The 14084-nt window shown below is 55.9% G+C and carries 19 protein-coding genes; all 19 read left to right on the top strand.

Going from position 1 to position 14084, the window contains the following annotated elements; genetic code table 11:
• Positions 1-86 precede the first annotated feature (86 nt).
• The 19 genes from MJA45_RS17425 (at position 87) to MJA45_RS17335 (ending at position 13508) form a co-directional block, all read left to right on the top strand.
• Positions 87-353: a YqhV family protein gene (locus tag MJA45_RS17425; protein WP_315603177.1), complete on the top strand. Its 267-nt coding sequence runs from the start codon at positions 87-89 to the stop codon at positions 351-353.
• Positions 354-423: 70 nt separating this feature from the next.
• Positions 424-1404, top strand: coding sequence for a stage III sporulation protein AA (gene spoIIIAA / locus MJA45_RS17420; RefSeq protein WP_315603176.1), 981 nt, complete (start codon positions 424-426; stop codon positions 1402-1404).
• Complete coding sequence (spoIIIAB, locus tag MJA45_RS17415; RefSeq protein WP_315603175.1) at positions 1397-1915, top strand: stage III sporulation protein SpoIIIAB; 519 nt, start codon at positions 1397-1399, stop codon at positions 1913-1915. Before spoIIIAA ends, spoIIIAB begins: the two co-directional genes overlap by 8 nt.
• A 13-nt stretch (positions 1916-1928) precedes the next feature.
• Positions 1929-2132, top strand: coding sequence for a stage III sporulation protein AC (gene spoIIIAC, locus MJA45_RS17410; protein ID WP_315603174.1), 204 nt, complete (start codon positions 1929-1931; stop codon positions 2130-2132).
• A gap of 9 nt (positions 2133-2141) precedes the next feature.
• Entirely contained in the window at positions 2142-2531 is a 390-nt protein-coding gene (gene spoIIIAD / locus MJA45_RS17405) for a stage III sporulation protein AD (protein ID WP_315603173.1), read from the top strand.
• A 24-nt stretch (positions 2532-2555) separates the two neighbouring features.
• Positions 2556-3734, top strand: a complete 1179-nt coding sequence (spoIIIAE, locus tag MJA45_RS17400; protein ID WP_315603172.1) for a stage III sporulation protein AE — start codon at positions 2556-2558, stop codon at positions 3732-3734.
• A gap of 10 nt (positions 3735-3744) precedes the next feature.
• Positions 3745-4449: a stage III sporulation protein AF gene (gene spoIIIAF / locus MJA45_RS17395; RefSeq protein WP_315603171.1), complete on the top strand. Its 705-nt coding sequence runs from the start codon at positions 3745-3747 to the stop codon at positions 4447-4449.
• Positions 4450-4484: 35 nt separating this feature from the next.
• Positions 4485-5099, top strand: a complete 615-nt coding sequence (spoIIIAG, locus tag MJA45_RS17390; protein ID WP_315603170.1) for a stage III sporulation protein AG — start codon at positions 4485-4487, stop codon at positions 5097-5099.
• Between the two features lie 34 nt (positions 5100-5133).
• Positions 5134-5949, top strand: coding sequence for a SpoIIIAH-like family protein (locus MJA45_RS17385; RefSeq protein WP_315603169.1), 816 nt, complete (start codon positions 5134-5136; stop codon positions 5947-5949).
• Between the two features lie 150 nt (positions 5950-6099).
• On the top strand, positions 6100-6594 hold the full coding sequence (gene accB / locus MJA45_RS17380) for an acetyl-CoA carboxylase biotin carboxyl carrier protein (protein ID WP_315608047.1): 495 nt from the start codon (positions 6100-6102) through the stop codon (positions 6592-6594).
• Between the two features lie 11 nt (positions 6595-6605).
• Positions 6606-7964: an acetyl-CoA carboxylase biotin carboxylase subunit gene (accC, locus tag MJA45_RS17375; protein WP_315603168.1), complete on the top strand. Its 1359-nt coding sequence runs from the start codon at positions 6606-6608 to the stop codon at positions 7962-7964.
• A gap of 112 nt (positions 7965-8076) precedes the next feature.
• Positions 8077-8487 carry an Asp23/Gls24 family envelope stress response protein gene (locus MJA45_RS17370; RefSeq protein WP_315603167.1) on the top strand — a complete coding sequence of 137 codons (411 nt, stop codon included), beginning with the start codon at positions 8077-8079 and terminating at the stop codon, positions 8485-8487.
• 115 nt (positions 8488-8602) lie between these two features.
• Positions 8603-9163 (top strand): alkaline shock response membrane anchor protein AmaP, encoded by a 561-nt coding sequence (amaP, locus tag MJA45_RS17365; RefSeq protein WP_315603166.1) that lies wholly within the window; start codon positions 8603-8605, stop codon positions 9161-9163.
• Positions 9164-9178: 15 nt separating this feature from the next.
• Entirely contained in the window at positions 9179-9406 is a 228-nt protein-coding gene (locus MJA45_RS17360) for a DUF2273 domain-containing protein (protein ID WP_315603165.1), read from the top strand.
• Between the two features lie 137 nt (positions 9407-9543).
• The gene (gene nusB, locus MJA45_RS17355; RefSeq protein ID WP_315603164.1) at positions 9544-10011 is read left to right on the top strand and encodes a transcription antitermination factor NusB; all 468 of its coding nucleotides are present in this window, start codon (positions 9544-9546) and stop codon (positions 10009-10011) included.
• A 118-nt stretch (positions 10012-10129) separates the two neighbouring features.
• The gene (gene folD, locus MJA45_RS17350) at positions 10130-10996 is read left to right on the top strand and encodes a bifunctional methylenetetrahydrofolate dehydrogenase/methenyltetrahydrofolate cyclohydrolase FolD (protein ID WP_315603163.1); all 867 of its coding nucleotides are present in this window, start codon (positions 10130-10132) and stop codon (positions 10994-10996) included.
• Between the two features lie 7 nt (positions 10997-11003).
• Positions 11004-12365, top strand: coding sequence for an exodeoxyribonuclease VII large subunit (gene xseA, locus MJA45_RS17345; RefSeq protein ID WP_315603162.1), 1362 nt, complete (start codon positions 11004-11006; stop codon positions 12363-12365).
• Positions 12352-12597, top strand: a complete 246-nt coding sequence (xseB, locus tag MJA45_RS17340) for an exodeoxyribonuclease VII small subunit (RefSeq protein ID WP_315603161.1) — start codon at positions 12352-12354, stop codon at positions 12595-12597. The genes xseA and xseB overlap by 14 nt, the downstream gene beginning before the upstream one ends.
• Entirely contained in the window at positions 12594-13508 is a 915-nt protein-coding gene (locus MJA45_RS17335) for a polyprenyl synthetase family protein (protein WP_315603160.1), read from the top strand. Before xseB ends, MJA45_RS17335 begins: the two co-directional genes overlap by 4 nt.
• Positions 13509-14084 lie beyond the last annotated feature (576 nt).

Here is a 14084-nt window from a genome sequence, read left to right as displayed (position 1 = left end):
CTAAAACAAGACAAGCCCGCATAAGGATAGAACAGTTGCCTTCAGGCTCGAGAAAGGCAGCAGCCAGTTCTACGGGAGGGAATGGAATGATCAATAAGTTTGTAATGGGAATGGCATCGCTGCGCCTCGTATCCGGAACGCTCGAAATCTTGGCGGCCCTGCTGATGCTCCGACTGAATCAGGTGGACCGCGCTCTGCTCGTAAACTCCGGGCTCGCGTTCGTGGGCCCGCTGGTCCTGCTCGCCACCACGACGATCGGCCTGGTGGGCCTCGCGGATAAACTATCATTCTCCAAAATGCTTTATATCTTTGCGGGGGTGGGCCTCATCTTCTTTGGGATTCTCAAAAAATAGCAGACATAATAAGCCCGTCCGGTCATATAAATGTTGTAGATCAATAGGACAACTTTAGGAGGCGGCCGGAATGGACAGTGTGCTGACGGTACTTCCTTCTTCCCTAAAAACCATAGCAGCCCGGCTTCCCCGCGTGATCCTTTCCCAGCTGGAAGAGATCCGGATCCGGGAAAGGCGTCCTCTCGAAATTCAGTACGGGGGACGCTCAGGCTTTGTCAGCCGGGAAGGAGAGATCGTCCCAACGGAAGCGGAGGCTTATCTCCCCACCCGGGAGGATTGTGCCCGGCTGATCGATCTTCTCACTCACCACTCCCTTTACAGCTTCGAGGAGGAGCTGAGGAGGGGCTATATCACCATTGCGGGAGGTCACCGGGTGGGACTGTCCGGCAGAACCGTGCTCGAAGGCGGCCGGGTCAAGCTGCTTCGCGATATAGCGGGGTTCAACCTTAGGGTCGCTCGGGAAGTGACCGGCTGCGCGGCTGATGTGCTGCCCTACTTGATTGATCCGGATGGAGCCACCCTTCACCATACGCTGGTGGTCTCTCCTCCCCAACAGGGAAAGACGACGCTGATCCGCGATTTGGCCCGGCTGGTCAGCAGCGGATGGGGGCCTCTTCCCGGCAGGAAGGTGGGGATTGTGGACGAGCGTTCCGAGATTGCCGCTTGTGTCCGCGGTGTGCCTCACTTCAACGTGGGTCCCCGAACCGACGTGCTGGACAGCTGCCCGAAGGCGGAAGGGCTCATGATGATGATCCGTTCGCTGTCACCCGAGGTGCTGATGGCCGATGAAATCGGGAAGCCCGAGGACGCGGAGGCGATCCGGGAAGCCCGGCATGCCGGCATCCGGGTGGTGGCTACCGCCCACGGCAAGGACCTGGAGGACGTCAAGGAGCGTCCGGTCTTGAGAAGCCTGTGCCGGGAAGGGGTCTTTCCCCGCATAGTGGTGCTGAGCAAGCGGGGAGGGCGGTTTGAATCGGCCGTCTACGACCTCAGCGGCAGAAGGCTGGATGAGAACCGGGTCCGGCCGGCAAGGGGAAGCGCTAATGCTTAAGCTCATCGGAGCGTTGTTCGTTCTTTTTGCCGGCACGATGCTCGGGTTTTACCAGGCGGGACAGCTGGCCCGAAGACCCCGGCAGATCCGCCAGCTCATCCTTGCTCTGCAGAGGCTGGAAACCGAGATCCTGTACGGCTTCTCTCCTCTGCCGGAGGCACTGCAGACGGTCAGCCGGCCGCTTGCTTCTCCGTTATCCGAGCTTTTCCGGCAGGCCTCCGACAGCATGGAAGAGCGTTCTGGGGCCTCGGCCGAGGAGAGCTGGAACGGAGCCGTCAGCCGGACATGGGGACAAACCTCCATGAAGGGAAATGAACAGGAGGTGATGAAGCAGCTTGGTCACACGCTTGGAATATCGGACCGCGAGGACCAGATCAAGCATATCCGGCTGGCTGTCAGTCACCTTCAGGCGGAGGAGCAGACGGCGGCGGAGGAACAGAAGCGGTTCGAGAAGATGTGGAAAAGCCTCGGCGTTTTGGCGGCGGCGCTAATTGTCCTATTAATGTATTAACGGGGTGCCTTCCATGAACGTAGATGTCAACGCCATCTTTCAAATCGCCGGAATCGGCATCATCATCGCCATGATTCATACGGTCCTCAAGCAGATGGGCAAGGAGGATATGGCTCACTGGGTCACGGTCATCGGGTTTGTCGTCGTGCTGTTCATGGTGGTGAGTATGCTGAACAACCTTTTCAAGGAAATCAAAACGATTTTTCTTTTCCAGTAGGTGGGGAATGTGGAAATTGTCCAGATAGTGGGACTGGCCTTCGTGGCCGCGGTCCTGATTCTGATCATCAAGGAGCAGAAGCCGATGTTCGCGTTTCTGCTTACGGCTTTCACTGGAATCGTCATCTTCCTCTTCCTGCTCGGCAAAATTTCGTCGGTCATCCATGTGCTGGAGGACCTGGCCGAACAATCGGGCGTCAAGCCCGTTTTTCTCAAGACCATTCTAAAAATTATCGGCATCGCTTATATCGCGGAATTCGGCGCCCAAATCGTCCGTGACGCGGGGCTGGAAGCCATTGCCGCCAAGATAGAGCTCTCGGGCAAAATCCTGATCATGGTCATGGCCATTCCGATCATAACGGTCATTATCGAAACGGTGGTGAACCTGATGCCGACCTAAAACTCGTTGGAAGGGGGGCGGACCATGCTGCGCAAGCCGCTGCCGGCGCTGATCCTGCTGGTCTTGGCTCTCCTCCTGTGGGGGAGCGGAACGGCTCTCGCCGAAGGGCCGGCCGATTCCATCATTAAGGAACAGGCGGAGCAGGTGGATACCGTTAAGGTGGAAGCCTTCTGGAACCAGCTGATGAAGGAATACGGGGGTTATCTTCCGGAGAGCAGGGCCCCCACGTTTATGGAGCTGCTCGTTCCCGGATCCAAAGCTTTCAGCTTCTCCTCCATGGCCAAAGGGCTTCTCCGGTTCTTCTTCCATGAGGTGCTCGTCAACGGCAAGCTGGTAGCCACCATTGTCATCCTGTCGGTATTCAGCATGATTCTGGAGACGCTGCAGGCGGCGTTCGAGAAGAATACCGTCAGCAAGGTGGCGTTCGGCATCTGCTACATGGTTCTGATCGTTCTTGCGGTCAACAGCTTCCACGTCGGAATCGGTTACGCCAAATCAGCGATCGAAGGCATGATCCAATTCATGATCGCCGTTATTCCGCTGCTCTTGACCCTGCTCGCTTCCATGGGCAACCTGGTTTCCGTATCGGTGCTGCATCCGCTCATCATCTTCATGATCCATACGGTCAGCACCGCGATTTATATGGTCGTGTTCCCGCTTCTGTTCTTCTCGGCGATCCTTCACATCGTCAGCTCCCTCTCCCAGCGCTTCAAGGTGACGCAGCTCGCCAATATGCTCCGATCGGTAAGCGTAGGGCTGCTGGGGTTGTTCGTCACCGTGTTTCTCGGGGTGATCTCGGTTCAGGGAGCCACCGGGGCGGTAACGGACGGAGTCACGATCCGAACCGCCAAATACGTCTCGGGAACGTTCATCCCGGTGGTCGGGCGAATGTTCTCCGACGCATCGGACACGGTCATCGGAGCTTCCCTGCTCGTCAAAAATGCGGTCGGCTTGGCCGGGGTCGTCATACTTATCCTTCTGTGCGCCTTCCCGGCGATCAAAATTCTGACTCTGGCGCTCATCTATAACTTGTCCGCCGCCGTGATGCAGCCGCTTGGGGACAGCCCGATCGTTACCTGTCTGCAGACGATAGGCAAAAGCATGATCTACGTCTTCGCCGCCTTGGCCGCCGTCGGGCTGATGTTCTTTCTTGCCATAACGATCATGATCGCGGCCGGCAACGTGTCGGTGATGATGCGCTGAGGAGGGGTTCATGAGCTGGTTAAGCGGATGGCTAAAGGAACTGATCGTCATCATCATGCTTGCTTCCTTCGTGGATTTACTCCTGCCGAGCCGCTCCATGGAGCGTTACGTCAAGACGGTAATCAGCTTGTTTATTCTCCTCGTGCTGCTGTCTCCCGTATTCAAGCTTTTCCAAACGGGCTGGGATCCCGACAAGCTGATCCCGACCGCGGAATCGTCCCAGAAGGCCTTGACGGTTGGCGGCCGGGTAACCGACGGAGGGATGCAGGAGTTATCCGCCATTCTGGAGCAGGCGGACAAGCTGAAGGAAACGAACGCCGCTCAAGCGAAGCGGCTGGTGGAGACCCAACTCTCCGGTTCGATTCAGGCGGGGATCGAGCGGAGCTTGAACCTCCGTGTAGCGGAGGTGACCTCTGCGGCGGAGCTGAATGACGCCAACCGGATGGAAATCAAGTCGGTTCAAGTGTGGCTTAAGCCGGGGGGAGCTCAAGGAGGGGAGAAAAGCCCCGAAGCGGGCAGGACCATGAAACCGGTTGAACCGGTTCAGCCGGTCATCATCGAGATCCGTCCGGGCCGGACGCCTCCGCCATCCTCAACATCCCCGAGCGGGGAGAAGACCGATCCGGCGGATGTCGCCAAAATCAAAGCTTTCATAGAACGGGAGTGGCAAATTCCCGCAAATCGGATTCAGGTCGGCAGCCGGCCGTCCGAATAAGGAGGGAAGTCCGATTGGGCAGCTTCTTCAAAAAAATGGAACAGTGGCTGGGCGGCGGCCCGGGAGGCGCGAAGCGGATCCAAACCTTCCGCTGGCTGCTCCTTATCGGTCTTATCGGCGCCGGCCTGATGATCATGAATTCCTTTATCGAGGTAAAGAAGATCGATCCGATCAGCACGAGCCGTGCCTCTCCCGATCCCTCGGACGCCAAGCAGACTCTGGGCTCGGCCTCCAAGGACAAGTCGCCTTTCCGGGAATATGAGCAGGCTTACGAAACCCAGCTTCGGGATATTCTTCAGAAAATCGTCGGCGTAGGAGAAGTGGAAGTGATGGTTCAGATTGATTCGACGGAGGAAACCGTGGTGGAGAAGAACACCAAGGAAACCCAGCAGTCCACCAACGAGCAGGATAAAGAAGGGGCGAACCGCCGCGTGACCGATGTGACCCGAAGCGGGGAGGTGGTCCTGTACGAAGTCTCCGGCAGCCAGACTCCCGTTATCGTGAAGTCCATCAAGCCCAAGATTAGAGGGGTGCTGATTGTGGCGCGAGGGGCCGAAAATTTAACGGTCAAAAAGCTACTCGTGGAAGCCGTGGAACGGGGGCTGGATGTCCCCTCCAACCGAATCTCGGTGGCTCCCCGCAAGCAGTAGAACCCATTCCATTACCCTTAAGGAGGAAAAGGAAATGAACACGAAAAGACAAACGATCTGGCTGGTCTCCATGCTCAGCTTAATGGTGGTCCTGTCGGCGTACTACCTGTTTACCGAAGATGTCAACAAGCTGGATGTCGCGTCGGATGCCACCCACCAAGAGGATGTTAAAGTAACAACCCAAGAAGATCCTGCCGGAGGCAAGGACAAGGCGGTCGGCGGAACGGAAGCGGCTGGAGCGGTCAAGACGGATTCCTCCAAAACGGATGCAAAGCCAGCCGATCCCCGGTCCGAACCCAAGCCGGTTTCCCCACAGCCTACGGAAGGCGGCAAAGCCTCCCCTCAGCCAACGGACAGCGGCAAAGCTTCTCCGAAGCCCACGGATAGCGGAAAGACCCAGCCTCAAGCAAGCGCCGCTCCCAAAGACAACAAATCGACCGATGCCAAAGCGACCGACGCTCAGGTGATCTCGCAGCTCGAGTCCCAAGCCTCCGCCAAGTCCGGTGCGGATTACATCATCCAGCAGCAGCTCAAACGGTCGGATGATCTTGCCGAGCAGACCGGGAAGCTTCTCGCCATCATTAACGACACCAAGAACAGCAGCGATACCATTGCCAAGGCCTATGACGACATGAGCAAGCTGGAGCAGCAGGAAGCCAAGCAGTCCCATATCGAAGAGGTACTCTCGAAGGATTACGCTCAAGCGCTTCTGACCAAGGAAGAGAGCAAGTGGAAGGTCATCGTTCAAACGAACAAGCTTGAAAGAAGCCAAGCGCTCAGCATTATCGATCTCGTCATGAGCGAACTGAATGTAGGACCGGAGAAGGTCTCCGTTCAGGCCATGCAGTAGTTCCCATAGAGATGTTTTACGAAAAGAGTCCGCCAAAAGCCGGGCTCTTTCCATTTCTATTCTATGTGTTATAATACTAACGTCGCATTGATGTCCCGCCGGGCGGCCTAAGCCGGGGGCACTCAACCTCTAAAGGAGTGAAAATCGTTGATGTTTAAACTTAGTGAAATCAAGGAATTGATCAAGCTGGTTGATCAATCCTCTCTTCAGGAGCTGGAAATTCAGAATGAAGGCTCGAGGCTGTTCATTCGTAAACCCAATACAACCGAATCGGTTTTTGTTTCTTCCGTACCCCCTCAACCCGTATACCAGGCTCATCCTGCGGCGGCACCCGCTCCTCAGCCAAGCCCGTCCGTACAGCCGGAGAGCGCACCTGCGGCCGCACCAGCCGCCGACACCTCCAACCTACATAAGATCGTTTCTCCTATGGTCGGGACCTTCTATTCCGCCCCGTCTCCTGATGCCGCGGTTTATGTTAACAAAGGCAGCAAGGTAAGGGAGAAGACGGTCGTCTGCATCGTGGAAGCAATGAAGCTGATGAACGAGATCGAAGCCGAAATCAAAGGGGAAATCGTCGAGATTCTGGTTGACAACGGCCAGCTGGTCGAATACGGCCAGCCTCTGTTCTTGGTGAAGCCGGAATAGGAGGAGACGACATGGCCTTTCATAAAATACTTATCGCAAACCGCGGGGAGATCGCCGTGCGGATTATTCGCGCCTGCCGGGAGATGGGAATCTTCACGGTTGCCGTCTACTCGGAAGCAGACCGGGATTCCCTTCACGTCCGTCTGGCGGACGAAGCTTACTGCATCGGTCCTACCTTGTCGAAGGACAGCTATCTTAACCTGACCAATATCATGAGCGTCGCCACGCTTACCGAAACGGATGCGATTCATCCCGGTTACGGCTTCCTCGCCGAGAACGCCGACTTTGCCGAGATTTGCGAACGCTGCAACATCACCTTTATCGGGCCTTCGCCTGATGCCATTAACCGTATGGGGGACAAGTCCGTCGCCAAGCAGACGATGAAGGATGCCCAGGTGCCGGTTATCCCCGGCTCCGAAGGTCTGGTCGAGGACTTGGACGATGCTGTCCGCATCGGACGCGAGATCGGCTATCCCGTCATCATCAAGGCTACAGCCGGAGGGGGAGGCAAGGGGATCCGGATCGCCGAGAATGAAGAAGCGCTGATCCAGCAAATCACCCAAGCCCAGCAGGAAGCCGAGAAGGCCTTCGGCAACGCGGGGGTTTATCTGGAGAAATACTTGACGGGAATGAAGCACGTCGAGATTCAGATCATCGCGGACAAGCACGGCCATGTGGTCCATCTGGGGGAACGCGATTGCTCCGTTCAGCGCAGAAGACAGAAGCTTGTGGAAGAAGCGCCATGCCCGGTTCTGACTCCGGAAATCCGTGCCCGTATGGGGGAGGCGGCCGTCCGCGCAGCCAAAGCCGTGAACTACTCCGGTGCCGGTACCCTGGAATTCCTGCTCGGCCCGGACGGAAACTTCTATTTCATGGAAATGAACACGAGAATTCAGGTGGAGCACCCCGTAACCGAGATGATTACGAACGTGGATCTTATCAAGGAAATGATCCGGGTGGCGGAAGGAGAGCCTCTGTCCTTCCGTCAGGAAGACGTCCAGATCAACGGCTGGTCCATCGAATGCCGCATCAATGCGGAGGACCCGAGCCGGAATTTCATGCCATCCGCCGGGCATATCCAGTTCTACCTTCCGCCGGGCGGGCTAGGGGTGAGGGTAGACAGCGCCGCCTATCCCGGCTATACGATCTCGCCTCATTATGATTCGATGATCGCCAAGCTGATCGTGTGGGGAAAGACGCGGGAGGAAGCCGTGGACCGGATGAAACGGGCTTTGTCCGAATTCGCCATCGAAGGAATTCAGACCACCATTCCGTTCCACCTTAAGCTTCTGGAGCACCAGCTCTTTCTGAAAGGGGATTTCGACATCAAGTTCCTCGAGGAGCACGATGTCAATGATCCGCATTCTTGAGGCTGGAGCAGGAGAGCGTCGTTTGTCATAAATTTAGCCAAATGATATAGTATGGATAATAAGACAAACTTCCCGCGAGCGGGCGGTTTGCAACCCTTCAGGAGGTATCACGATGAGTACGATTATCCCGGATTACGAGAAAACGGAAATGGGCCATATTCAAATCGCCCCCGAGGTTATCGAGGTCATTGCCGGACTGGCTGCCGTTGAAGTAAGAGGGGTTGCCGGAATGAGCGGCGGCTTCGCGGGAGGAATTGCCGAGCTGCTGGGTCGCAAGAACCTCTCCAAAGGCGTCAAGGTGGAAGTAGGCCAGCGGGAAGCTGCGGTTGATGTGAATATTATTATTGAATATGGATACAAAATTCCCGAGGTGGCAGGGGAAATCCAAGACAATGTGAAGCGCGCCATCGAATCCATGACCGGGCTTGACGTGGTGGAAGTGAACGTCCATATCCATGACGTCCACTTCAAAGGAATGGAGAAGCCGATCGAAGAAGACCCTACGGCCATCCGAGTGAAATAAGCAGCCTTTCGTCCGTCCGGGGGGCGCCCGGCTTGGACTGACAGGCCTATAGCAAGACGGCAAACCCCCTACCCCATAGGGGGTTTCCTCTAATCCGGGAAGGAGACAAGCAGTCGTGGCCAAATTCTTCGACAGGTTCCTGTTATTGTTATTCAGTCTTGCCAGCATCATTGCCCTGGTCAGTTTGTTATTGTCGGCCTTTGGCCTCATTCCCTATGATACCGCCAACGCCTTCCTGATCAACGTATACCGGGATGAAGCCACTGCGGTCGCTTTCATTACCTGCTCGGTGATCCTGCTGCTCATCGCCGTCCGGATGCTCATCCTTGCGGTCCGTACGGGAGGCGGTCATGCTCCATCGATTGACCAGCGCACGGAATTTGGAGATATCCGCATTTCCATGGAAACGGTGGAGAACCTGGCCCTGAAATCGGCCGGACGTACGCGCGGCGTGAAGGATTTGAAATCACGGGTCAAGGTCATCCAGGCGGGACTCGATATTGAGATCCGCACCATCGTGGACGGGGAAACCTCCATACCGGTTATGACCGAGGAGATTCAGGCTGCGGTTAAGGAGCATATCGAAGAGATTACGGGAATACCGGTGGCGAACGTTTCGGTTTATGTCGCGAACGTCGTCCAGAATGCCCACACGTTCAAAAGCAGAGTGGAATAGGGGTGGTTTTCCTGTATGTGGCGTGAACTTTGGGAAAAGCATACCGGCAAGTGCATCGGCGCGGCCTGCGGCGTTTTCCTGGGCTTTGTTTATCTGATCTGGGGCTTTTGGGATATGCTCATTTTTGCTTTTATCACCTATATCGGTTATTATGTGGGGAAAAAGCTGGATAGCCGCGAGCCTTTGTTCGGAGCTGACGAGCTATGGCAGCGGCTGATGGAAAGATGGAGAATGTTCAGATAATCCTGTGAGGGACCGCTCTTCTTTCGGGCTGTCTTTTCATGGGTTTTTTTGTGAGTAAGGAAGGCAAGGCTGTTGGATAAGACAGAGCTCACCGTAAGAAGCTAAATCTAGAAGGTAACGTTCCGGGAGGAGTATACATGAAACGCAGATTGGCCAGGGAAATAGCGCTTCAAAGCATGTACCAGATGCAAATGAACGAGGTAAGCTCGCACGAAGCGATCACGACCGCCATCACCGAAGCCCTTCATGACAATGAAGCGGATCTTTCCGTAAAAGGGGAGAGCATCTCGCCTGATTATGTCCAGGAGCTGGTGGAGGGGACCGAGAAGCATCTGACCGTCATCGACGAAATTCTGTCGGTTTATTTGAAGGGATGGAAAATCGACCGACTCTCCAAAATCGACCGCGAGGTGCTGCGGCTTGCGGCCTACGAGATGATTTACCGGGATGATGTACCCCCTAAGGTAGTCGTGAACGAAGCGATTGAGCTGGCCAAGCATTTCGGCTCCGAGGAGTCGGGCAAGTTCGTAAACGGGGTTCTGGGTAAAATGATCGGGGAATTGGAGTCCATCAAGGAGAAGTATTTACCCAAAACCGAACAATAATGGATGTGTACCGTTAAAACTTACGTCTTTACACCGCGACAACCAAAACGTAAACTAGGGGCATAGGACACTCAAGACTTGGGTAAGAACAAAACCGTATTATCAGGAGGGGAACCGGATGACGGCAGAAGTAATCAACGGCAAGGAACTGGTAGGAGAAATCCGCGAGGAGATCAAGAACGAAGTTCATCAACTGGTGCAGCAGGGGACTCAGCCCGGATTGGCGGTTGTGCTGGTGGGAGACGACCCGGCTTCGGCTGTATATGTGCGCAATAAGGCCAAAGCGTGTGAAGAGGCGGGGATGTATTCCGAAGTGCACCGCTTGCCGGCGGAAACGTCGGAGGAAGAGGTCCTTTCGCTGATAGCTAAGCTGAATGCGGACGAACGGATTCACGGCATTCTTGTGCAATCGCCGCCTCCTAAGCATATCGACGAACAAAAAGTAATTGACGCCATTGATCCTTCCAAGGATGTGGACTGCTTCCATCCGGTTAATGTAGGCAATCTCGTGCTGGGCAAAGAAGGCTTCCTGCCATGTACACCTGCCGGGGTCATTGAAATTTTGAAGCGCAAGGGCGTAGAGATCAAAGGCAAGCACGCCGTCGTAATCGGACGGAGCCACATCGTGGGCAAGCCGATGGCCATGCTGCTTCTTCGTGAGGATGCGACGGTCACCGTCTGTCATTCGCGCACCTCGAATATGGCCGAGATTACGAGCCAGGCCGACATTTTGGTCGTGGCGGTGGGACGGGCCAAGCTCGTAGGCAAGGAACATGTGAAGCCGGGAGCGGTTGTCATTGATGTGGGCATGAACCGGGACGAGAACGGCAAGCTGTGCGGAGACGTGGATTTCGAGGCGGTCAAAGAAACCGCCGGTTTGATCACGCCTGTTCCGGGCTGCGTCGGTCCGATGACCATTACCATGCTGCTCCAAAACACCTTGGAGGCCGCCCGGAAAACGGGCAAGTCGTCCGTAAGAGTGTAAGCCGATGATGAATCGGGAGCAGGTCCTTTCGATCAAAGAGCTTAACCGGCTGATCAAGCGCAAGCTGGAAGGGGACTATACCCTGCAGGACGTTTGGGTGCGCGGGGAAATCTCCAATTTCACCCACCATTCCAGCGGGCATATGTACTTTACCCTGAAGGATGCCGAGAGCCGGTTGAAGAGCATCATGTTCGCTTCCTATAACCAGCGGCTTCCTTTCCTTCCCAAGGAAGGGACCAGGGTTCTCGCACGCGGCAGCATTTCGGTTTACGAACGGGACGGGCAGTATCAATTCTATGTCAATCAGATGCAGCCGGACGGCATCGGCAGCCTCTACCTCGCCTTCGAGCAGCTCAAGAAGAAGCTTGAGGAGGAAGGCTTGTTCTCTCCCGAGCGCAAGAAGCCGATCCCCAAGTTTCCCAAAGCGATCGGTGTCGTCACCTCCCCCAGCGGAGCGGCGGTACGGGATATTCTCATCACCCTCCGCCGCCGTTATCCAATGGTCAATATCATCATTCACCCCGTTCTGGTACAGGGAAAGGGAGCCGCCTCTTCCATTGCCAAAGCCATAGAAGCGATGAATCGGCACGGCGAGGCGGATGTGCTGATCGTCGGGCGAGGCGGCGGTTCGCTGGAGGAGCTCTGGGCTTTCAATGAGGAGATTGTGGCGAGAAGCATCTTCGCCTCCCGAATCCCGATTTTGTCGGCCGTCGGCCATGAAACGGATTTTACGATTGCCGACTTTGTAGCGGATGTCCGGGCGGCTACGCCGACGGCGGCGGCCGAACTGGCCGTGCCGCATATCATGGAATTGCAGCAGCAGCTTTATTACCATTCCCAGCGGCTGCAGCGGGGGCTGCTTAAGAAGCTGGAGCAGAAGAGGGAAAGGTTGAACCGGCTGAACCGGTCGCCCGTTCTCCAGAATCCGAAAAGACAGCTTCAACAACCGGCGCAGCGGCTCGACCGCATGACGGAGCAGCTGCTCTACCGGATGAGGCACCGGCTTAATGCTTCCACCCAGAAGACGGCCAAGCTTAACCAGAAGCTGTCCGCTTTTAATCCGAAGGACCAAATACTTTACGCGCGCCGGCGGGTGAACACGGCGGAACGGCAGATGCTGCAGGCCATTCAGGTGGCGGTTCGGGCAAGCAAGGCCCGTCTGTCTTCGCAGCTCCGGCAATTGGATGCTCTCAGCCCCCTTAAGGTCATGCAGAGAGGCTACAGTCTCGTCTATGACGAGAAAGAGAAGTCGCTGATCAATTCGGTGAGCAAGGTTCAGCCGGGCGATCTGATCCGGGTGCGAATGACGGACGGACGGTTAACGTGCCATGTCTGGTCGATGGAGGATGATAACAATGACAACCGATAAAGAAACCATCAGTTTCGAAGCGGCCATGGAAAAGCTGGAGGAGATCGTCTCGCTTCTCGAAAGCGGTGATGTCGAGCTGGAGAAGGCGATCGAGCTGTTTCAGGAGGGCATGAAGCTGTCTCATCTATGCGGGCAGAAGCTGGAGCTGGTGGAGCGGAAGATCGAGATGCTCGTCGAAGAGAACGGAAGCCTAACCAAAAAACCGTTCCAAGCCGGAACGGACGAAGGATGAATGACTTGAATACGACGGATACTATACAACAATACATCAAGACCACCGCCTTGACGGTCGAAAAGGAAATGCTCGCGATGATTCCGGAAACGTGGAGCATTCCTTCTCCCTTAAGAGAAGCCATGAAGTACTCTTTGCTCGCCGGGGGCAAAAGACTACGCCCGATTCTGGTCCTTGCCGCAGCCGAAGCCCTTGGCGGTAAAACCGAAGCGGCCATGCCGGTAGCCTGCGCGGTGGAGATGGTCCACACCTACTCGCTCATTCACGATGATTTGCCTGCCATGGATGATGACGATTACCGCCGCGGCAAGCCCACCAATCATAAGGTTTTCGGCGAAGCCATGGCCATTCTGGCGGGAGACGGTCTATTGACCCATGCCTTCTATGTGCTCGTACAAGCCTTCCGGCGGTTCGGAGTGCCGGCCGAGCAGGCCCTTGCCATGGTCGAGGACCTCTCCGTCCTGGCCGGACCGAAAGGAATGGTGGGCGGACAGGCCGCCGATATGATCGGCGAGCAGGGGATCACGGACTTGAGCCAGCTGGAGTACATCCACACTCACAAAACGGGAGATATGATTGTCTTTTCCCTGAAGGCGGGAGCCCGTTCGGCGGGTGCCGGGGAACAGCAGCTTAAGGCGCTGGAGAAGTTCGGGTATAATATCGGACTTGCTTTCCAAATTCAGGATGACATCTTGGATTTGACGGGCGATGAACAGAAGCTCGGCAAGCCGGTCAAGAGCGATGAGAAGCAGCAGAAGGTGACCTATCCTTACCTGGTGGGACTGGAAGCCTCGCAGGCGAAAGTCACTCAGCTGACGGATGAGGGCAAAGCCGCCGTCTTACAGGCCGGATTCGCACGTCCTGAGAGGCTTCTTCAGCTGGCGGATTATTTGATGGAAAGGGATCATTAAACAACCTTAGGGAGCCAACCGCTTCCCGCCGGCCGCCCGGATTCCGCTGGCGGCCGGTTCCATTGAGCACGAGCCCAATCGTATGGTATAATGAGAATTGCGATTTATTCGTGAGTGGCGCAGTATTCTAGTCAGTCCACCATTTCTGAAGGCGGGCCTAAAAATTCGCCAAAGGGCACATCGATGAAGTTCCTGGTGTTGGCTTCTAACGCCCAGTTGGGGGCTGATGCTGGGAGTTAAGGTAGTAGGGCGATCCACAATGGCATGTGGGCGTTGACCCTGCCTCCGCGGAGGCCCAAGTGCGTGGCTTTTGTGCCACCGTGCACCCGGCTACGGCTTGGGGTATGAACCTGCAAGTGCGAGTCTCACTTGAAGCCGGCATGCTTTATCGCCGGAGGCTAAAACGACTTGTGTGCAGCGTAGCCTGCCTTGAGTGAGTTCTGAGGGGATTGCAGATGGTAGGAGTCAGTCTCTTCGGCCAAAGAGGCTTTCGCCGGATGCTGCATGAAATCGAATTTGCAAAAGAGGCTAAGGAATGGTTTCAGGGCTGTAGAGGAAAACTCCTAGACTGTTTAC

The sequence above is a fragment of the Paenibacillus aurantius genome (assembly GCF_032268605.1).
Taxonomy (GTDB): domain Bacteria; phylum Bacillota; class Bacilli; order Paenibacillales; family NBRC-103111; genus Paenibacillus_AO; species Paenibacillus_AO aurantius.
Note: the sequence above shows the minus strand (reverse complement) of the source record. Positions and strands in the feature narration are given on the sequence as shown.